This window comes from Bacillus sp. JJ1122 (assembly GCF_036964885.1).
Lineage (GTDB): Bacteria > Bacillota > Bacilli > Bacillales > Cytobacillaceae > Mesobacillus.
Map to the genome: position 1 here is coordinate 83,014 of NZ_JBALQL010000009.1, position 19,489 is coordinate 102,502.

Genomic DNA, 19,489 nt, shown 5'->3' on the forward strand with positions numbered 1-19,489 from the left:
ACGACCATTCATCACCAGACTGCTTCGCTCGAACGGTCATTAGGACTGCTATTACGACCAATCATCATAGATTTCAATGCTTGAGCGGTCTATAGAATTTCTAGTATAGGCAATTAAATTCCCACTTTGATTTATGTAGATAAAGCACAGGTAATCTTGATTTAGAACAGTATGGCTAATTCCAGCTGCAGCAAAAAAACTCTGCATCTCTGCAGAGTTTTTCCATTATAAATATTTTTTGATCTTGTAATCTGCTTTTTTCTCCTTCAGCCAATTCGGGTATTCTGCCTGGATTTTCTCATCCAATAATTTTTCTTTGATCTCTTTTTTATGTTCTTCATATTTTGCTGCTTTTGCTGCTTTTTTATCTGATACCTTAATGATGTGGTAGCCGAATTCTGTCTTTACTGGTTCACTGATTTCATCCACTTTTAGACTGAATGCAGCTTTTTCGAATTCCTCTGCCATTTCTCCCTTTCCGAAATATCCAAGGTCTCCCCCAGCTGCAGCATTGCTTTTGTCAGTGGAGTATTTTTTGGCAAGTTCTGCGAAATCCTTGCCGTTATCAAGCTCTCCCATCACTTTTTTGGCAGAAGCCTCATCTTTGACTAAAATATGGCTTGCTTTGACCTGTTCTTTCTGATCAAAGGAATCTTTATTTTTCTCAAAATATGTTTTCATTTCTTCTTCTGTGATCTTAATAGATGGTTCAATCATTTTTTCTGCCAGAAGGTAGTGTTCGATATCGTCTCTCACCTGATCGATAGAAACATTGTTTTGCTGAAGGGCAGAGGCGAAGGCATCTTCTCCACCATAGGAATTTTGCAATTTCGTAAGTTCTTCATCAATTTCCGTTCCGGTCACCTTTACTTTTTGCTTTTCGGATTCCAATTCAATCATTTTATTCGTTATTAATGACTCCAGCGTATCTTTTCCATAAAGATGGGTCATTTTTTGGTATAATTCTTCCTTGCTGATTTTTTCACCATTTATGCTTGCTGCTGTTTCTTTTTTAGCAAAGCCTACTGTCACGATAAGGACAATCAATAAAATCAAAACAGCAGGGAATATCATATTTTTATTCAGTATAGATTTAAGCATTTTTACCTCCAATGAGTTTTTTCGATCCTACAGCAATGGGATTTAATTCTGAGTATTTGCTGTGAGCGTAACCTCAACAGAAATTAGCTTTCCGTCACGGTAGATTTTCAATTTTGCTTTGTCACCACTCTTTAGGTTGGTATACATGTACCTTCTCAAGTCACTGGCTTTATCTACTTTCTCACCATTAATCTCAACAATCACATCCTGTTTTTGAAGTCCCGCTTTTTCTGCGGCTGTATTAGGTGCAATAGTAGTGACCATGGTGCCTGTCTCAACCTTACTAGGAAGGCTCTCAAGGTACATTTCAGGTATTTGTGAAATATCTGCCAGGCTTACACCAAGATAAGGACGGTCAACTTTCCCTTTTTCAATCAGCTGGTTGACGATTGGCAAAGCATCCTTGCTTGGAATCGCAAATCCCAGGCCTTCCACTCCGTTTTGAGAAATTTTCAAACTATTGATGCCGATGACTTTGCCCACAGTATTAATTAATGCCCCGCCGCTGTTTCCCGGATTGATTGCTGCATCTGTTTGGATGACGTTCATCTCCCATTCACCTGCTGAGGTAGGCACTGAAATGGAACGATCAACTGCACTGACAATACCCTGGGTAACTGTCCGTGATAAATCATGTCCCAACGGATTGCCGATGGCGAGCACCTGATCTCCTGGTCTTAACACCGAAGAATCGCCGAATTCGATTACATCTGTTACATGTTCAGCAGTAATTTTCACGACTGCCAAATCAGTCAATGCATCCGCACCTACAACTTCAGCGGCTACTTTTTCACCATTATAGAGGGAGACTTCAACTTTGGATGCCCCTTCAATGACATGATTATTGGTCACGATATAAGCGCTGCCGCCTGCTTTTTTAAAAATAACCCCAGAGCCCGAACCGCTTTCTACATCACCCTGGCTGCTTGAAAATGGGCTGTTTTGCTGCTGGAAATTGGTGATGCCAACAATTGATTTTGAAGATGACTCAATAATATCTGCCATTGACACCGTACTTTTTGTAGATGCTGGCGTCGTAACAATATTTGTAGAGCTGTTGCTGTTTAGCCCGTTTGCAGCATTCTCTGCAGGTGCATGCTCCTTATTACCTAAATCTAAATCTGTATAATTGACAGCCGCAAGTGTCAGAGCAGAACCAATCACTCCTGCAGTAACTGTTGATAAAACGCTCTTCCATTTACTCGTTTTTTTCGCCGGCTCAGCTTCCGGATACCGATCACGCTCTTCAAAGTCATTCATGATTATTCCTCCTTATTTGCTTCATCCCGTTTACTTGTTTTCATCTTAACCAGAATGTATGAACAAATTATTAACAAACTGGGGCAAGGATTTTAAATTAAATGGAAGAATTATGGATGGATATCTGCACGTTAAGCGAACAAATAAAAAAAGCCACAGGCATCGCCTGCAGCTTAATCGATCATGCAATATTAGATTTCAATATCCCTTACTAAGTTAGCCATCTCAATGGCTGCAGTCGCAGCTTCCCAGCCTTTATTTCCGGCTTTAGTACCTGCACGCTCGATCGCCTGCTCGATTGTATCAGTTGTCAGCACCCCGAAAATAACAGGAATGCCTGTATTTAATGCTGTAGAAGATACGCCTTTCGCAGTCTCATTACAAACATAGTCAAAGTGCGGAGTGGATCCGCGAATAACAGTGCCTAATGTAATCACTGCATCATATTTACCGCTTTTTGCAAGTTTTTGCGCGATTAACGGAATTTCAAACGCGCCTGGCACCCATGCTACATCAACGCTATTTTCTTCTACTCCATGCCTTTTTAATGCATCAAGGGCTCCGCCTAATAATTTGCTTGTGATAAATTCATTAAAACGGCCAACGACAATTCCAACCTTAAGTCCAGTACCAACTATATTTCCTTCGAATGTTCTGTTCATTTCTATTCCTCCAAATTTAAAATTTTAGTAAATGACCTAACTTGCTGTGCTTTGTTTTTAAGTAATTTTCATTTTCTTCACGTGTTTCCATCTGGATCGGCACGCGGTCGACAACCTCAAGGTCATATCCCTTCAGCCCTTTTATTTTCCTTGGGTTATTGGTAAGTAGTTTGATTTGCTTGATGCCAAGGTCTTTTAGAATTTGTGCCCCGATTCCATACTCACGCAAATCGGCTCCAAATCCAAGTTTTTCATTTGCCTCAACCGTGTCATAGCCTTCTTCCTGAAGCTTGTAGGCTCTGAGCTTGTTCATGAGCCCAATGCCTCTTCCTTCCTGGCGCAGGTAAAGCAGGACTCCCGTGCCTTCTTCATTAATTTGCTTCAATGCTGCATGGAGCTGCGGGCCGCAATCACAGCGGTAGGAACCAAACACATCTCCAGTCAGACATTCTGAGTGCACTCTTACTAGTACCGGCTTATCGGGGTCGATTTCCCCTTTTACCAAAGCAATATGTTCTTTATCATCTACTAGATTTGAATAACCAACCGCCTTGAAAATTCCAAATTCAGTAGGAAGATTGATTTCAACTTCTCTCTTGATCAATTGATCTTTCCGGTTCCGGTATTGAATCAAATCTTTAATCGTGATCATTTTTAATTCGAATTGATCGGCGATTTTCCGAAGCTCTGGTACTCGGGCCATTGTGCCATCCTCATTCATGATTTCACAGATGACGCCTGCTGGCTTTGCCCCACATAATTTTGCTAAATCCACTGCTGCTTCTGTATGGCCAGCTCTTCTCAAAACTCCCCCTTTTTTGGCAATTAGCGGGAAGATATGTCCAGGCCTTTTAAAATCAGCACCCTTCGATTCTGGGTCAAGCATGCTTAAAACAGTTGCAGATCGTTCATAAGCTGAAATGCCAGTTGTTGAAAACTTATGATCAATGCTCACCGTAAAAGCTGTCCCATGAGGATCCGTGTTACGCGATACCATAGGCATTAATTCCAGCTTTTGCGCCAAATCTGTTTCTATAGGAACACAGATCAATCCTCTTCCGTGTGTAGCCATGAAATTGATGACATCAGGAGTAGCCTTTTCAGCCAATGCGATAAAATCTCCTTCATTTTCACGGTCTTCATCATCACAAACGATGACGACTTTCCCCTGCATAAGCTCATATATCGCTTCTTCGATTGGATCAAACATTTTCATCATCCTCACATAAACCCATTTTCCTCTAAAAATTGGGCAGAAATAGTATTGCCTCGTTTTGGCGCTGCCGCAGCCTGGTTATTCAAAAAGTGCCCTACATACTTTCCAATCATGTCACATTCGATGTTCACAATATCACCGGTACCTTTAAAACCCAAAACTGTCTCGGATAAAGTATGGGGAATCAGTGATAGTGTAAAACTATCCTCCGAAACGCCAAACACCGTCAGGCTTGTCCCGTCTACAGCGACAGAGCCTTTTAAAATAATGTATTTGAGGAGCTCGGTATCAGCTTCTATTTCATAATAAACGGCATTTTCAAATTGTTTTTTCCCTTTTATTACGCCTACTCCATCAACATGGCCGGCTACAAAATGACCCCCGAATCTGCCGCCTGCGGCCATTGCCCTCTCAAGATTCACCTTTGAACCTCGTTTGACTGTTTTCAAGCTGGTCGCTTTGACCGTTTCAGGCATCACATCGACTGTAAAGCGACTTTTAGAAAAAGAAGTGACGGTAAGACACACTCCATTTACTGCAATGCTGTCACCCAGATGGACATCGGTTAGTACCTTGCTTGCATCGATTGTCAGGACGAATGATTCGCCGGTGTGCTGAATATTAGCAACGGCTCCAATTTCTTCAATGATTCCCGTGAACATATATTTAACCTCCTTCCGAAACAGGCTCCGCAATAATCCTTATATCCTGTCCAATCTTCTTCACATCTTTTATATCCAAAGAAACCGTGTCCTCCAGATGTGCTATTCCATCCCCGCCAAAGGCTGCAGGAGCTGTTTTCCCTCCAATAAGCTTTGGGGCAATGTACGTAATGACTTGCTGAAAAGCCTCTTCCTTTAAAAAACTGCCGTGAACCTCAGCGCCGCCTTCAACATAGACAGAAGAAATTCCTCGTTCACCAAGCTTTTTGAGCATATCTAAAATCTGAATTTTTGGTGTTTCGAGGGTAATAATTTCAACTCCGTTTTCAGTGAACTTTTTTATCTGTGCAGGATTTGCCTCACAACCTGTCACAATAATGGTTTTTGCTTCTTTATCGTTGACGACTTTGGAGTCTAAAGGAGTTCTCAGGTTCGTATCGAGAATCACCCTGATAGGGTTCTTGCCTCCCCCTTCAATCCTGGCTGTCAGGCTTGGATTGTCCTTGACCACTGTATTAACACCTACCAGAATAGCATCATGAGTGTGGCGGAACTGGTGAACATCCTTCCTGGACTCTTCGCTAGTGATCCATTTACTTTCACCAGTCGTGGTTGCAGTCTTTCCATCAAGGCTTGTGGCTGTTTTCAAAGTTACATAAGGCAAGCCAGTATCTATGTAATGAAAAAACACCTTATTTAGCGCTTCAGCTTCATCCTTCAATAACCCTGCTTCTACCTCTATTCCTGCCGCCTGCATCTTTTTAATTCCTCCGCCAGCGACAAGCGGATTAGGGTCCATTGAAGCGACAAAGACCTTCTTAATCCCCGATTCAATGACCAAATTGGAACACGGCGGCGTCTTGCCAAAATGACTGCATGGTTCAAGTGTTACATAAAGTGTCGCTCCCAAAGCTTTGTCGCCAGCCATTCGAATAGCATGCACCTCAGCATGCGGTTCCCCAGCCTTTAAATGTGCCCCCATTCCTACAATCTGATTGTCTTTTACTAACACTGCACCTACATGCGGGTTGGGAGAAGTTTGCCCAGTTGTTGCTTTCGCCAGGCTAATGGCTAATGCCATATAGTCAAGGTCGTTCATTTGGTCGCCCCCTTTCTAAAAATTAAAGGTTGTTATCATACCCATTGTTGCTTTTGTTCTTTGAGAATTCCCATGCCCGTTCGCGTGTGAAAAATGGTTCTAGATGCACATCTTTTCCATTTTTTGTTCTTTTAAATAACCAAGAGGCTATATTGGCGATTTCATTTTCCAATTTCTGTTCTTTCAGGTATCCAAGAGACCTTATTGGGTACCTCTTTTTCCAATTTCTGTTCTTTCAGGTATCCAAGAGGCCTTATTGAGTACCTCTTTTTCCAATTTCTGTTCTTTCAGGTATCCAAGAGGCTTTATTGAGTACCTCTTTTTCCAATTTCTGTTCTTTCAGGTATCCAAGAGGCTTTATCTGCTCCACTACAATCTTGCAATTTCCGCTCTATCCATCAATCTGTTTCCAAACAACAATCATTTAGTAAAGAGACAAACAAAAAGACCCCGAAACATAGCGTCTCGGGGTCCTAAAAAAGGCAACATTGAACTAGAGGTTATAAAATGGGCAGACTACACCCTATTTTTTAATCCTCGTTTTTTTCCTTCTCCCATCCAGACTTTAACTGTCGGCCCTGGAGTTTCACCAGATCCACCGTTTAACAAATGTTAACCGGGTCACGGACTAAGAAGCATCAGCTTCATTACCGCCGGTTGGGAATTTCACCCGACCCCGAAGGAATATTTAATTATTACAGTTATTATACAAGACAAAAATTCAAATTACGAATAAATAACATTTAGCTATTTTTTCATCAATTTCTCGATTGTCGTCAGCAACTCATCAATGACTTCATTGTCGCCTTCCTGGATGCGCTCGACAATGCACGATTTCATATGGCCTTCCAGAAGGAGCTTAGCCACACTGTTCAATGCAGCTTGGGTGGCGGAAATTTGAGTGATGACATCATCACAGTAAGTATCTTTTTCAATCAGGCCCTTTATGCCGCGGATCTGTCCTTCGATCCGATTCAATCTGGTGACAAGGTTCTTTTTCGTTTTATCAGAGTGATGGCTTTTTCGTTCAGACGAACAGCAGCTGTCCTCACATTCAGATGGGTCCATTCCTGTTTCAAGGATATCCATTCGAAAACCCCCTTTTTCTTATATCTTTAATTTTATCATACCCCCATACAGTACTTATCATAAAATCTCATTTACCTGAAAATCTATTTAAATTGGAACTTTTACAAATAAATTTCGTTCCTTAAAAAGGAATTCTATATTTGGCGGCCGAACTTGATTAAGTAGTTTTTATACAAAAAAATAAACACTCCTGTGCAGGAGTGTAACTATATCTGGCTGTTCTCTTGTTCAGTCTGAGCAGTCTGCATTAGTTCCCTGGATATGCCTGCTGCAAATAGACACCCAAGCAGCAGGGCCAACGAACCGTACAGAGGATCGGTGACCTTTGAAAAAATTAAATGGACATAGAAGTAAAATCCTGTTCCGATGACCACAATGAGTAAGGCATTCCACATGAATCGGTTCATTTTTTCCCCTCCTAAACCTAATATTAATGAAAAGATTATCATAGACTTTACTAGTTGTTTATTGGGAAAATTCTTGTCGAAAAACTGGGTTTCTAATCGCGAATGAAAGGAATGAAGGATGAGTTGAGACAGAAAACAGCACTATTTATCGTTTTGTTATCTATTACAATATTGCCATTAATCGCATACTTCAAACCTGAAGAGCCGCCTGCACAAGCATTTGAACCAAGCGGGGAATTGTCTAAAGAAATCACGGAAATTTTAAATGATGAACCACATCTCAAAGGATCTTTAGCAGGATTAAGTGTACGATCTGCCGAGGATGGCGAGCTGCTGTATGAACATATCGGAGCGACCCGCTTACAGCCAGCCTCTGTATTGAAGCTGTTCACCGCTTCTGCCGCTCTTTCAGTTTTAGGAGAGGACTACACTTTTACGACTGAGGTATTTGCAGATGGGAATATACACGGCAAAACTCTGGAAGGAAATCTCTATTTAAAAGGCAAGGGCGATCCGACACTCCTGTCTGATGACTTTAATAGAATCGCTAAAAATATGAAAGAAAAGGGAATCGAAAGAATTGAGGGCGATCTCATCGCCGATGATACCTGGTATGATGATGTCCGTTACTCTACTGATTTAACCTGGACCGACGAACATGAATATTACGGATCGCAGATTTCGGCTTTAACCGCTTCTCCAAACAAAGACTATGATTCAGGCACGGTCATCCTTACTATTCAACCTGGAACCAAGAAAGGCAGCAAAGCGACAATATCAATTGAGCCAAATACAGATTATGTTCAAATCGAAAATCGAACAAAAACAGTTGCTGCAAAAGGGAAATATGATATTGATATCGAGCGGGAACACGGCAAGAATACTATTTTAGTAACTGGTACCATCCCAGCAGATGCGAATAAGAAGAAAGAGTGGGTCGCAGTTTGGGAGCCTTCCATATATGCGATGGATCTTTTAAAAAGATCTTTTGAAGAACAAGGAATTAAAGTTATTGGGAAAATAAAAACGGGAACCGTTAAAGACCATATGCAACCATTAATTTCACATAAATCCATGCCGCTGTCAGAACTGCTGATTCCATTCATGAAGCTCAGCAATAACGGTCATGCCGAAGTATTAGTGAAGGAAATGGGCAAGGTTGTCCATAGCGAGGGCAGCTGGGAAAAAGGACTTGAGGTCATGAATGCGGAATTGGCTCAGATGGGAGTAGATTCCGATCAGCTCGTTTTAAGAGACGGATCAGGACTTTCCCATGCAAACCTGGTGCCTGCCAATGAAGTCACCTCCCTCCTGTATCATGTTCAGAAGGAAACATGGTACAAAACGTTTCAGCATTCCCTGCCAGTCGCCGGTGCTAGCGACAGAATGATAGGAGGCACAATGCGCAGCAGAATGAAGACAGAACCAATGAAGGAGAACGTAATTGCTAAAACCGGGTCGCTGACAGGCGTCAATACTTTAGCAGGCTACGTAAAAACCAGCAGCGGTAAAACGCTTACTTTTGCCATTTTATTAAACAATCTGCTGGATGACGAAGCTGGAAAGCAAATCGAAGATAGGATCGTTGAAGTGCTGGCAAGACAGCCTTAATTGATAAAAAGCTGTACAGATGAGAATCTGTACAGCTTTTTTGAGTCTTTAAACTTTGCTTTAAATGGATAGATAGGTAGGCCTGATATTCCGGAAATTTTTAATATATTCCGGATTTCTGGTCACTTATTCCGGAAAATCTGTTTTTATTCCGAAATCGTCTTATTTTGCAAAACGATGATTTCCAATAGTCACCGTTACTTCTCTTGAGAATACCCATTTGCTCACTGCCGTTTTAGGATTGAAGAAGAACAGTGATCCTTTTCCATTGCCTTTGAAAGCAAGGGCTTCTTTTACAGCCTTCTTGGATGCTGCATCTGCTTGCTGGTTGATCGCGCCATTCTTCACTGGCGTGAATGCATAGTAGCCGTTAGATTTTTGGTAGACTACACTTCTGATTGTATTAGGGAAATCTGGGCTTGCCACTCGATTGAGGACAACTGTCGCTACTGCCACTTTACCAGCATATGGCTCCCCTATTGCTTCAGCATGAACAAGACGTGCCAATAAGTCCTGGTCTGCCGCTGATACAGGCGATGCGGGAATTGTCAGCTTCTGGCCCGGATATAATAGATAGCTAGTTGCATTATTCGCTTTCTTTAAGTTAAGCAATGGCACTCCATAAGTGCTTGCTATTCCCCAATATGTATCGCCAGTTTTCACTGTGTGTGTTGCAGCTTCTGCAGCTCCGTTCGTTGCAAATAAGGATAATGATACCGCTGCAGTCAGCGCTGCCAATCTCTTTTTCATTTTTCTCATTTTCTATTCCTCCCAGTAGTGTTGCTTCTCTCTACTAATAAGGCTAGCAGTTGTAATATAGTTATTCATTGTCCAATAAGTGCCAATCAAACTATTACACTCCTGAACACCGGTACTGCTTTAATCGTCTTAAACCTAGAAAGTTATTCCATCTTCTCTCTTTTTCCTCAACTATCCATTCTTAACAATAATCGGTTCAAATTTTACAAAGGTTACAAATCTGTAACTTTCGATTTTTCAAAATTCTTTTCTAAAATCCGAACAGTGTAATACATATATTTAGAGAGGGTTCAACAACTTGTACTAATTTCTATTTTAAAATAATTATAATTTAGTATTGATTTTAAAGTGAAAAGTGTTATCATTTAGTTATTCAAAAATACATGATAAAGGCGGGTTGATGATGAGCAATAAACAAAATAAGAAGCTTACAACAAGCTGGGGAGCGCCAGTTGGGGACAACCAGAATTCGATGACAGCGGGATCAAGGGGTCCTACTTTAATTCAGGATGTACACCTTTTAGAAAAATTGGCGCACTTTAATCGGGAACGTGTTCCTGAGCGTGTAGTACACGCAAAAGGCGCTGGAGCTCATGGATATTTTGAAGTGACAAATGACTTGTCCGAATTCACAAAGGCGGATTTCCTTTCTGAAGTTGGCAAAAAGACACCTATGTTTATCCGTTTCTCGACAGTTGCCGGTGAACTGGGATCAGCAGATACAGTCCGTGATCCTCGTGGATTTGCCGTGAAGTTTTATACAGAGGAAGGAAACTACGATATAGTCGGAAACAATACACCTGTATTCTTTATCCGTGATGCCATTAAGTTTCCTGATTTCATCCATACTCAAAAAAGAGATCCGCAAACACATCTGAAGAATCCAAATGCGGTTTGGGATTTCTGGTCTCTATCTCCTGAATCACTGCATCAAGTAACAATCCTTATGTCTGACCGGGGCATACCTGCTACATTCCGTCATATGCATGGATTTGGCAGCCATACATTTAAATGGACAAATGCAGAAGGCGACGGTGTCTGGGTGAAGTATCACTTCAAGACTGAGCAGGGCGTCAAGAACCTGTCAGCAGATGTAGCTGCTAAGATTGCCGGTGAAAATCCTGATTATCATACAGAAGATTTATTCAACGCAATTGAGAATGGAGACTTCCCTGCATGGAAGCTGTATGTTCAAATCATGCCTCTAGAGGATGCGAACACATACCGGTTCGATCCATTCGACGTAACAAAGGTATGGTCTCAAAAGGATTATCCATTAATCGAAGTCGGAAGAATGGTCTTGAACCGAAATCCGGAAAACTATTTTGCAGAGGTTGAGCAGGCTACCTTCTCTCCTGGAACACTTGTACCGGGTATTGATGTATCACCTGATAAAATGCTTCAGGGCCGGTTGTTTGCTTATGCTGACGCGCATCGTTACCGTGTAGGTGCTAACCATCAACACCTTCCAATCAACCGGGCAAAATCAGAAGTAAACTCCTACCAGCGTGATGGGCAGATGCGCTTTGACGGCAATGGCGGAAAATCAGTAAACTATGAACCTAATAGTTTTGGAGGACCTACTGAAGTGAATGAGCACAAGCAGGCTTCCTTCCCAGTCAGCGGTGTTGCTGAGAATGTCGGCTATGACCATCATGATCACTATACTCAAGCTGGTGATTTATACCGCTTGATGAATGAAGAAGAACGCGCTCGCCTGGTTGCCACCATTGTTGCGGCAATGAAGCCAGTTGAACGTGATGATATCAAGCTCCGCCAGATCGGCCATTTCTATAAAGCAGATCCAGAATACGGAACACGCATCGCTCAAGGATTAGGCTTGCAGGTACCACAGGAAGTTTAATATTTGACAGTAAGGGTGTCCTTTTAGGGCACCCTTTTTACTTTTTTAAAAAATTAATGTTGTAGTCCCTCTAGCTTGGCTGAATGATTTTGAGTTGGGGGGTGTCCTAAAATGCATAGTGGAAAATTGAAGAGGCTCTTTTCGATGTTCCAATGAAGCCTATTGGAACATTGGATTACACTTTTTCCTCTTTTCGATGTTCCAATAAGTAGTATTTGGAACATTGGATTACATTTTTTCCTCTTTTCGATGTTCCAATGAAGCCTACATTGGATTACACTTTTTCCCCTTTTTAATGTTCCAATTGAAACAACGCTAGGGCTGGCGGGTAAAGACCTCAAGAATTGCGTTCTTTAGTTATGTAAAAAGCAGGCCATAATTGGCCTGCTTTCGTTTTTTCATTAGAATGTGTGAGCAATATCTTTCGCACGAGCAATACCATTTTCTTTGATTTCCTGTGCTTTTTCTGGGTTCGCATTGTGGCCTTCAATGAATACACCTTCAAAGGAAGGAACACCGAAGAAATTCATGATCGTTGCCAAATAGCGATGGCCCATTTCAACTTCAGCAGCTGGTCCTTCTGAGTAGTAACCTCCGCGTGCCTGGATATGCAAAGCCTTTTTGTCAGTCAACAATCCGACAGGACCTTCTGCAGTATATCTGAATGTCTTTCCAGCAACCGCTACTGAGTCAAGATATGCCTTCATTACTGGTGGGAATGAAAAATTCCATAGAGGAGTGACAAATACGAATTTGTCTGCTCCTGTAAATTGCTCAACTAGTTCAGCCAGGCGGCCAACTTTTGCCTGTTCCTCTGAAGAAAGATCTTCAAATGCTGTTCCTTTTTGAAGCTTGCCCCAGCCACCTAAAACATCTGCATCAATTTGTGGGATATTTTCTTTAAACAAATCTAAATGAACGATTTCATCATTTTGATTAACTTCTTTGTAAGTCTCGATGAAAGCTTTTCCTGCTGACAAACTGACTGATTGCTCCTCGTTTAACGGGTGTGCTGTGATGTATAAAACCTTTGCCATGATGTATCTCACCTTTACTTTCCTGTTATAGTAATTATTTCGGAAGAATAAATCTCGAAATAAAAATTGTTTACATCGAGATATTAGTGCATTTTTACCCGCCGGTCAATTAAATTGCTTAAACAAATTTAGGCACAAAAAATATAGATTAATAGATTGAGATTATCTTAAAGTTTTTAATGCACCGCTCCAAGCCACAACCTCATCCAGCATCGTGTTGACATTATCTAGATGCAAGGCTTGGGGTTTAAATTGTGAACCATTTTCGAAGTCTGTGAAAAGAGATAAAGTTGGATGTGTACGGACATCTGCAATCTTTAATTCACCGCAGATTCCTCGTAAATGTTCAGCCGCGCGTGCTCCCCCAGTTGAGCCGTAGCTTACGATTCCTGCTGCTTTGTCATTCCATGACTCACGGGCAAAATCAAGCGCATTTTTCAAAGCTCCTGTGATACTGTGATTGTACTCTTGTACGATAAAAACAAATCCGTCAAGGCTTCCCAGTTTTTCATTCCATGCAGCAATTCCTGGCTCAGTTCCATCCGCTGTACCTAAGAAAGGCAGCTGAAAGTCCGCGATATCGACAATTTCATAATTTGCATCTCCACGTTTATCAGCAATCTCCTTAACCCATTCACCAACCTGTGGACTTACCCTACCCTGGCGTGTGCTTCCTAAAATAATACCAATATTCATTCTCGCTGTTGTCATTGTTTCTTCCTCCCTTGTGTTTCTTCCAAATAATTTATTAAAAAAACTCATTCCTCACACCACCTATTAAAAATTCCTGCCATTAGTTGAATAACTTCTTCCCTACTGCTTAACTGTCAGCAAGATAATACGATTTCCAGTAGGATCAGAAGTCACATAGCTTCCGTTTACTTCAGTAACAGCTGCCCCAATCTTTTCTAGCTGGGCTACCGTTTCTTTTACAGACTCCTCATTAGGAAGCATTAGAGTAAATGATTCGAGTCCAACACTGTTAGCCGGCGGTACTGGAGCGCCAACTCCATTCCAGGTATTCAATCCAATATGGTGATGATATTTACCAGACGAAATGAATAGCGCCTGTGGTCCGTAGCGGCTTACAACTTCAAATCCTAATCCTTCAGTATAAAACTCTTCTGTTTTTACTAGTTCTGAAACATGTAAATGGATATGCCCCATAACTGTGCCTTCAGGAAGCCCATCCCATGATCCTGGCATACCTTCTGCAAGAACACTTTCTGCATCCAATGCTTCAGTTGCCATTACTACAGACTGATCTTTCCAATCCCACTCAGAAGCTGGACGATCTGTATAAATTTCAATTCCATTTCCGTCTGGATCAGCTAAATACAGAGCCTCACTTACAAGGTGGTCAGATGCTCCCTGCAATGGATAGCCTACTTGAAGCAAGTGCTTTAATACTCTTCCTAAATCTGCGCGGTCAGGCAACAAGAGTGCAAAGTGATACAGGCCAGCTGTCCTTCCATGCTTCGGAATGACATCTTCTGGCTGTTCAATCGATAATAAAACTGTTTTTCCATCAGCAGTTAGCTTTGCTGATTTTTCCGTTTGTTCATATACCTTAAAGCCTATTACTTCTTTGTAAAAAGTTAGAGCACGCTGCAAATCCTGCACCTTAAGGTTTACCTGGCCAACGAATGTGACTGGCGGCTTATGAAAATTCATGTTTGTTGCCTCCTTCATTTCTATTATTTGATTGAAAAAGAACATTGTCTAAAGCAAAAAGGGACTTGTTTGTCATTGCAAGATAAATGGCAATCATCATTAATGCTAAATCAAGTTCATAACCTGCCATTTGCCCGTTACCGAGAAATCCGCCGGCAACTTTTACTTTGATGATCGCAACCGCCAAAACGATTGTAAATAAAAGTGAAACGATTCTTGTCCCTACTCCCAATATCATTGCTAAACCGCCAACGAGTTCAATAAGGGCTACAAGATATGCAGAGAAACCTGGCAAGCCAAGACTTTCAAAGAAACCAACTGTATTCTCAATGCCGCCCTGGAACTTTGCTGCACCGTGAATTAAGAATGTAGCGCCTAAAAAAACTCTTAAGATGGTTGAACCTATTTCATTATTTTTTAACATTATCTTAATCTCCCTTAATTATGATTATTGGATCCAACGAAAATAATAACGCTTGCGCAAATCGTTAGTTAGTTACTTTATGTAAGTAATTATATTTTTATAATTAAATTACGTCAAGTATGTTTTTTATAAAAAGTAATTTATTTTTTGATTTAAGTGTTTATAATATAAGTAAGGAGTGATTTAATTGGATAAATCAATTTGCCCTAGATTTGAAAAAGCTATGAGTATCTTGAGCCAGCGATGGACGGGAATGATTATTTACCAGCTGCTTTCTGGTCCTCAGCGTTTTTGCAGCATAGAATCTTCCATTGGAATTAGTGGCAGGGTACTTTCTGAGAGGTTAAAGGATTTGGAGAACGAAGGAATTGTAAAACGAGAAGTTTATCCAGAAACTCCAGTTCGCATAGAATATTCATTAACTGATAAAGGTCTGGCACTTGAGCCTCTTATGAAAGATATAGAAAAATGGTCACAAAGCTGGCTGGAGGTTTAAATTTTTCACATATCAGCAGCTTATATAGATCAATGAATTTTGATAAAAAGCACTCTTCCATCAGAAAGAGTGCTTTTTTCATGGAATTTAAGCAAAAAACATTAATCAAGACATGCTCTGTGCTAGTACCTGCGCAAAATCCAACATTCTCCATAAACTATACATAAAATGAGTTAAATTTCTCCAAACTATATGTATGGAACTGGAGGTGAACGGAAATGGGATTATTAAATGCACTGAACCAATGGAGAAATACTAGATATGAAAATCACATTGCTAATATGAAAGACCAGAATAAATGCCCGGACTGCCACGGGAGAGGATATTATCCTTTTTCTGCAAATGAGTTTGTTTATTATGCTGCCCCTTATGAATGCCCTGGCTGTAACGGGAGCGGGCTGTATACAGACTGGAATGCAAGTGCGAATTGATTTGCCAAAATAAAAATGGCCGCTGTTATCATTCATACAGCGGCCATTTTTTTATTGAACTTAGTAGATGAGATATTCTTCCCTAACCTGTTTGAATTGATTTAATTCATCTTCCCATTGTGCTTTCATTTCATCAACAGATTGTCCATTTTCAATTGCCTCCCTGATCCACCCATTACCAGATAGAAGATCAAAGAAGGAGATTCCCTTGCTGTCTTCTGCACGGAACTGGAAGTCTTCAGGATACATGTCATGGATTGTTTTTACAATGTGAAGACCTGTTTCAACTGGCTTGTAAGAATTCTTGTCCGTGATATGAATCTGAATTCCATGAGAAAGGACACCAGAGTGTTTTGAAAAAGTAGGAATGAACGATGCTGCACGGAACTTCACTCCTGGTAGATTAAGAGAGTTCAATTCAGCAGCAAGGTCATCCGAATTGATAAACGGCGCACCGATTAATTCGAAAGGCTTGGTCGTGCCCCTTCCCTCAGATACATTTGTTCCTTCGATCAATGCTGCTCCTGGATACACTAAAGCTGTTTCCAATGTTGGCATATTCGGAGATGGCGGAACGAATTCAAGCGGTGTTTCATCATAAAACATTGTCCGTTTCCAGCCCTTCATTTCTACTACAGTTAAATCTGCACCAATATTAAATTCTTTGTTGAAAAGCTTTGCCAGTTCCCCAACTGTCATTCCGTGACGAAGCGGAATTTCATAGTTGCCTACGAACGACTTGTATTCAGGTTCAAGAACAGGTCCTTCCACTTTATGTCCACCAAGAGGATTTGGACGGTCAAGAACGATGAACGGAATATTATTTTCTTTCGCAGCTTCCATTGCATAAGCCATTGTATAGATGTACGTATAGAATCTTGTACCGACATCCTGGATATCAAAAAGGAGGACATCTACGTTTTCAAGCATTTCAGGTGTAGGCTTTTTTGTTTTTCCATAAAGGCTGTAAACTGGTAGATTCGTTTTTTCGTCAATATAATACTCAACGTACGCTCCAGCTTGCGCGCTTCCCCTTACACCGTGTTCAGGGCCATATAATGCCGTCAATTCTACATCAGGATCGTTGAAAAGCAGATCGACAACACTTGTCATGTTCTTGTCAACACCAGTCGGATTCGTAATTAGACCTACACGCTTGCCTTTAATTAAATCCTTGTGATCGCTTAAAAGTGCCTCTGCACCAACCTGAAACTTTTTATGATCCTGGCTTTTTCCCTGGCCGTTATCGTGGTCGGCCATTGCTGCGGTCAATGAGGATAGGATCAGGACAGTTGTAAGGACTGTGACTAGCCATTTTTTCATCAATCTCACTCCTGTTTTTAGTTAGTTATTATTTCAGTATAAAAACTGCCTTTTTTTAATGAGAAAGCAATATGTTTTAAAAAGGGATGATCGAGATATTCCGAAATTTTTCATTTTATTCCGAAATCCATCCCTCTTATTCCGAATTTTTCTCTTTTATTCCGAAATCAGCACCGTTTATTCCGAAAAGGATTATCCCAACTGCAAAGCCAATAAATAGCAAGGTGATATAATTAATAACCTAAACCATGTCCAAATCCATAAAGCACGCCGCCATCTATCCCTGGAATGGTGATTGGCAGCTTTCCTGTTGGTGAAAATTCTCCGAAGATTGCTCCTGCTGAAGCATCAAAGCTTGCCGGTCTAAAACCATACTGAGTCAGATAAGCATCAATTTGCGGAAACGCCATGATGTCATATGGGTTCCTGATGCCGACTCCAATTACAGGTGCATCTGCATGCTCAATAATCTGGTTGATGATCACCATTTGCGCATTTGATGGTGAGCGGCCCGAAACACTGAATGTATAGGAACCAACAACAACTGCGCTGGCATTCTTGATCTGTTCAAGCTGAGCTCCTGTCAATTTGTATGAAGTGGATGCAATGACTGTTGTGTTTGGATGGCGCTTCTGGATTGCAGCTGCCAAATCCCCAATATAGGTATTGCCAACAACAACGATATGACCATCGTCATTTACCTTCAAAGGCAGGGCAGACTCGTTTTTAACTAATGTGATTGACTTTTCGGCTGCTTCTTTTTCGATTTGCTTATGTGCCGGAGAACCTACCACCTCAAGAGCATTTGCAATTTTGTCTTCTACTGAAACCGGACTTTCTTCCTTGATGACTCCTCGCTTCACCTTTAAAGTTAAAATCCTCTTTACTGAAGCTTCAAGCCGGTCTTCAGAGATTTCTCCGCTTTTAACAGCATTCAATAACCCACTTGCAACCTCTTCCAGTCCAACAGGCATCAAGACGATATCTGTACCTGCCTTAACTGCGCGGATTGCTGCATCTACCGCACCGAAATGGTCAGCGATTGCTTTCATATTCATCGCATCTGTGGTGATGACACCTTCATAGCCCATTTCTTCACGCATCAATTCTGTTAGCACCTTATAAGAAAGGGTAGCTGGAATAGCGATTTCTTCACCAGTTTTTTGGGAGATCGCCTTTGTCCCATCAATTTTCGGGAAAGTGACATGAGCCGTCATGATTGCATCAATGCCAGCTCCCATCGCTTTTTGGAATGGATAAAGCTCCACTTGCTTCAGGCGCTCTTTATCATGCGGAACCTCTGGCAGACCAAGATGGGAGTCGACTGCAGTGTCCCCATGGCCCGGGAAGTGTTTGGCTGTTGCCGCGACACCAGCTTCCTGAAGACCTTTTGTGTAAGCAACTCCTAAATCAGCTACAAGCTGAGGGTCCTCACCGAATGAGCGGACACCAATTACCGGATTATCTGGATTATTATTAACATCCATTACCGGCGCAAAGTTCATATTGATGCCGAGTGCAGCAAGCTCTTCGCCAATTGCGTTACCTACGTTATGGGCGATTTCAGGTGAACGAGCTGCTCCTAAAGCCATATTCCCTGGCATATCTGTTCCAGATTGAAGCCTTGTTACAATACCGCCTTCCTGATCAATCGTCATCAACAGGCCATATTTTTCGGCTGCCTCCTGGTATTGTGAAACGAGGGTGGCAGTTTGTTCAGTTGTCACCACATTTTCGCGGAAAAGGATGACACCGCCTAAATGATATTTCTTAACAAGCTGCTCTATTTCCGGTAGCATTTCGGTTACGTTTTTGCCTTTCCATGTTCTGAAATCCGGCATCAGCATCTGGCCAGCTTTTTCTTCCAATGTCATCTTGCTGATGGCATTGCCGATTACGTCATATCTCTTGCCTTCCTCTTTGATTACAACAGCCTCGGATTCAGGCTTACCTTTTTGCCCATTTTCTTTGGAGGAAGGATTCACTTTATAATCAAGTGCAATACGGTCCTTATAGACACCATCTGTTACGGTGATGAACGTCCTTCCATTTTGCCCGGTGAACTTTACCTTTCCATCCTGGTCCACCATCGCTACATTTTTGTTAGCAGATTTCCAGATCAGGTTTTTGGAAGCGATCATGAAGTATCCTTCACTATAAACATGAAGAGCCTTCAATTGCAGGGTTCCATCCTTGACTTCATACTCTGCTTCAGGCACGTTCTGATAAATCACAAGGTCTTCCACTTTATTGGTTTCCTCCGCATTTGCCTTTTTCACCGAACTGCCAATCAGCATTTGTGAAAAAGCAAGAAGCAAAACCAATGAGTAAACCATTAATTTACTCAGTTTTTTCATGTACATCTCCTCCATTT

19 protein-coding genes and 1 riboswitch are annotated in these 19,489 nt (G+C 41.4%); of the genes, 4 read left to right on the forward strand and 15 right to left on the reverse strand.

Annotated features, from left to right (window positions below; all coding sequences use genetic code 11):
- Window positions 1-225: 225 nt before the first annotated feature.
- The 8 genes from V7201_RS06740 to V7201_RS06775 all read right to left on the reverse strand — a co-directional run bounded on the left by V7201_RS06740 (window position 226) and on the right by V7201_RS06775 (window position 7,496).
- Window positions 226-1,101: a peptidylprolyl isomerase gene (locus V7201_RS06740; RefSeq protein WP_335376026.1), complete on the reverse strand. Its 876-nt coding sequence runs from the start codon at window positions 1,099-1,101 to the stop codon at window positions 226-228.
- Between the two features lie 42 nt (window positions 1,102-1,143).
- Complete coding sequence (locus V7201_RS06745) at window positions 1,144-2,361, reverse strand: S1C family serine protease (protein WP_335376027.1); 1,218 nt, start codon at window positions 2,359-2,361, stop codon at window positions 1,144-1,146.
- A gap of 191 nt (window positions 2,362-2,552) precedes the next feature.
- Entirely contained in the window at window positions 2,553-3,023 is a 471-nt protein-coding gene (gene ribH / locus V7201_RS06750) for a 6,7-dimethyl-8-ribityllumazine synthase (protein ID WP_335376028.1), read from the reverse strand.
- 16 nt (window positions 3,024-3,039) lie between these two features.
- Entirely contained in the window at window positions 3,040-4,233 is a 1,194-nt protein-coding gene (locus tag V7201_RS06755; RefSeq protein WP_335376029.1) for a bifunctional 3,4-dihydroxy-2-butanone-4-phosphate synthase/GTP cyclohydrolase II, read from the reverse strand.
- 11 nt (window positions 4,234-4,244) lie between these two features.
- Window positions 4,245-4,901, reverse strand: a complete 657-nt coding sequence (ribE, locus tag V7201_RS06760; RefSeq protein ID WP_335376030.1) for a riboflavin synthase — start codon at window positions 4,899-4,901, stop codon at window positions 4,245-4,247.
- A gap of 4 nt (window positions 4,902-4,905) precedes the next feature.
- Entirely contained in the window at window positions 4,906-6,000 is a 1,095-nt protein-coding gene (gene ribD / locus V7201_RS06765) for a bifunctional diaminohydroxyphosphoribosylaminopyrimidine deaminase/5-amino-6-(5-phosphoribosylamino)uracil reductase RibD (RefSeq protein ID WP_335376031.1), read from the reverse strand.
- 542 nt (window positions 6,001-6,542) lie between these two features.
- Window positions 6,543-6,688: riboswitch (FMN riboswitch) on the reverse strand.
- A 59-nt stretch (window positions 6,689-6,747) separates the two neighbouring features.
- Window positions 6,748-7,089, reverse strand: a complete 342-nt coding sequence (locus tag V7201_RS06770) for a metal-sensitive transcriptional regulator (protein WP_335376032.1) — start codon at window positions 7,087-7,089, stop codon at window positions 6,748-6,750.
- A 206-nt stretch (window positions 7,090-7,295) separates the two neighbouring features.
- The gene (locus tag V7201_RS06775; protein WP_335376033.1) at window positions 7,296-7,496 is read right to left on the reverse strand and encodes a hypothetical protein; all 201 of its coding nucleotides are present in this window, start codon (window positions 7,494-7,496) and stop codon (window positions 7,296-7,298) included.
- A 123-nt stretch (window positions 7,497-7,619) separates the two neighbouring features.
- Between V7201_RS06775 and dacB the strand changes: the two genes are divergently transcribed.
- Entirely contained in the window at window positions 7,620-9,107 is a 1,488-nt protein-coding gene (dacB, locus tag V7201_RS06780) for a D-alanyl-D-alanine carboxypeptidase/D-alanyl-D-alanine endopeptidase (RefSeq protein WP_438825031.1), read from the forward strand.
- A gap of 162 nt (window positions 9,108-9,269) precedes the next feature.
- Here dacB and V7201_RS06785 read toward each other — a convergent pair whose 3' ends face one another.
- The gene (locus V7201_RS06785; RefSeq protein WP_335376053.1) at window positions 9,270-9,857 is read right to left on the reverse strand and encodes a cell wall hydrolase; all 588 of its coding nucleotides are present in this window, start codon (window positions 9,855-9,857) and stop codon (window positions 9,270-9,272) included.
- Window positions 9,858-10,266: 409 nt separating this feature from the next.
- On the opposite strand from V7201_RS06785, the gene katA reads away from it, so the two are divergent.
- Window positions 10,267-11,730 (forward strand): catalase KatA, encoded by a 1,464-nt coding sequence (katA, locus tag V7201_RS06790; protein ID WP_438825027.1) that lies wholly within the window; start codon window positions 10,267-10,269, stop codon window positions 11,728-11,730.
- Between the two features lie 401 nt (window positions 11,731-12,131).
- On the opposite strand, the gene V7201_RS06795 is transcribed toward katA, so the two are convergent.
- From V7201_RS06795 to V7201_RS06810, 4 genes are all read right to left on the reverse strand, one after another.
- Window positions 12,132-12,767, reverse strand: coding sequence for an FMN-dependent NADH-azoreductase (locus V7201_RS06795; RefSeq protein ID WP_335376036.1), 636 nt, complete (start codon window positions 12,765-12,767; stop codon window positions 12,132-12,134).
- Window positions 12,768-12,929: 162 nt separating this feature from the next.
- Window positions 12,930-13,529 (reverse strand): NADPH-dependent FMN reductase, encoded by a 600-nt coding sequence (locus tag V7201_RS06800; protein WP_335376037.1) that lies wholly within the window; start codon window positions 13,527-13,529, stop codon window positions 12,930-12,932.
- Window positions 13,530-13,580: 51 nt separating this feature from the next.
- Window positions 13,581-14,441 (reverse strand): VOC family protein, encoded by an 861-nt coding sequence (locus V7201_RS06805; RefSeq protein ID WP_335376038.1) that lies wholly within the window; start codon window positions 14,439-14,441, stop codon window positions 13,581-13,583.
- Window positions 14,428-14,865 (reverse strand): DoxX family protein, encoded by a 438-nt coding sequence (locus V7201_RS06810; protein WP_335376039.1) that lies wholly within the window; start codon window positions 14,863-14,865, stop codon window positions 14,428-14,430. The genes V7201_RS06805 and V7201_RS06810 overlap by 14 nt, the downstream gene beginning before the upstream one ends.
- A gap of 187 nt (window positions 14,866-15,052) precedes the next feature.
- On the opposite strand from V7201_RS06810, the gene V7201_RS06815 reads away from it, so the two are divergent.
- A complete protein-coding gene (locus V7201_RS06815; RefSeq protein ID WP_335376040.1) occupies window positions 15,053-15,361 on the forward strand; it encodes a winged helix-turn-helix transcriptional regulator in 309 nt (102 codons plus the stop codon).
- Window positions 15,362-15,579: 218 nt separating this feature from the next.
- Window positions 15,580-15,792 (forward strand): methionine aminopeptidase, encoded by a 213-nt coding sequence (locus V7201_RS06820; RefSeq protein WP_335376041.1) that lies wholly within the window; start codon window positions 15,580-15,582, stop codon window positions 15,790-15,792.
- Window positions 15,793-15,852: 60 nt separating this feature from the next.
- Here the strand turns inward: V7201_RS06820 and V7201_RS06825 are convergent, their stop codons facing one another.
- Both V7201_RS06825 and V7201_RS06830 read right to left on the reverse strand, forming a co-directional pair.
- Window positions 15,853-17,115, reverse strand: coding sequence for an exo-beta-N-acetylmuramidase NamZ family protein (locus tag V7201_RS06825; protein ID WP_335376042.1), 1,263 nt, complete (start codon window positions 17,113-17,115; stop codon window positions 15,853-15,855).
- 233 nt (window positions 17,116-17,348) lie between these two features.
- Entirely contained in the window at window positions 17,349-19,472 is a 2,124-nt protein-coding gene (locus tag V7201_RS06830; protein ID WP_438825028.1) for a glycoside hydrolase family 3 N-terminal domain-containing protein, read from the reverse strand.
- Window positions 19,473-19,489 lie beyond the last annotated feature (17 nt).

Coding starts and splice junctions, on each gene's coding strand:
- V7201_RS06740 (WP_335376026.1), bottom strand. CDS start 1,101: ATGCTTAAATCTATACTGAATAAAAATATGATATTCCCTGCTGTTTTG.
- V7201_RS06745 (WP_335376027.1), bottom strand. CDS start 2,361: ATGAATGACTTTGAAGAGCGTGATCGGTATCCGGAAGCTGAGCCGGCG.
- ribH (WP_335376028.1), bottom strand. CDS start 3,023: ATGAACAGAACATTCGAAGGAAATATAGTTGGTACTGGACTTAAGGTT.
- V7201_RS06755 (WP_335376029.1), bottom strand. CDS start 4,233: ATGTTTGATCCAATCGAAGAAGCGATATATGAGCTTATGCAGGGGAAA.
- ribE (WP_335376030.1), bottom strand. CDS start 4,901: ATGTTCACGGGAATCATTGAAGAAATTGGAGCCGTTGCTAATATTCAG.
- ribD (WP_335376031.1), bottom strand. CDS start 6,000: ATGAACGACCTTGACTATATGGCATTAGCCATTAGCCTGGCGAAAGCA.
- V7201_RS06770 (WP_335376032.1), bottom strand. CDS start 7,089: ATGGATATCCTTGAAACAGGAATGGACCCATCTGAATGTGAGGACAGC.
- V7201_RS06775 (WP_335376033.1), bottom strand. CDS start 7,496: ATGAACCGATTCATGTGGAATGCCTTACTCATTGTGGTCATCGGAACA.
- V7201_RS06785 (WP_335376053.1), bottom strand. CDS start 9,857: ATGAAAAAGAGATTGGCAGCGCTGACTGCAGCGGTATCATTATCCTTA.
- katA (WP_438825027.1), top strand. CDS start 10,267: ATGATGAGCAATAAACAAAATAAGAAGCTTACAACAAGCTGGGGAGCG.
- V7201_RS06795 (WP_335376036.1), bottom strand. CDS start 12,767: ATGGCAAAGGTTTTATACATCACAGCACACCCGTTAAACGAGGAGCAA.
- V7201_RS06800 (WP_335376037.1), bottom strand. CDS start 13,529: ATGAGTTTTTTTAATAAATTATTTGGAAGAAACACAAGGGAGGAAGAA.
- V7201_RS06805 (WP_335376038.1), bottom strand. CDS start 14,441: ATGAATTTTCATAAGCCGCCAGTCACATTCGTTGGCCAGGTAAACCTT.
- V7201_RS06810 (WP_335376039.1), bottom strand. CDS start 14,865: ATGTTAAAAAATAATGAAATAGGTTCAACCATCTTAAGAGTTTTTTTA.
- V7201_RS06820 (WP_335376041.1), top strand. CDS start 15,580: ATGGGATTATTAAATGCACTGAACCAATGGAGAAATACTAGATATGAA.
- V7201_RS06825 (WP_335376042.1), bottom strand. CDS start 17,115: ATGAAAAAATGGCTAGTCACAGTCCTTACAACTGTCCTGATCCTATCC.
- V7201_RS06830 (WP_438825028.1), bottom strand. CDS start 19,472: ATGAAAAAACTGAGTAAATTAATGGTTTACTCATTGGTTTTGCTTCTT.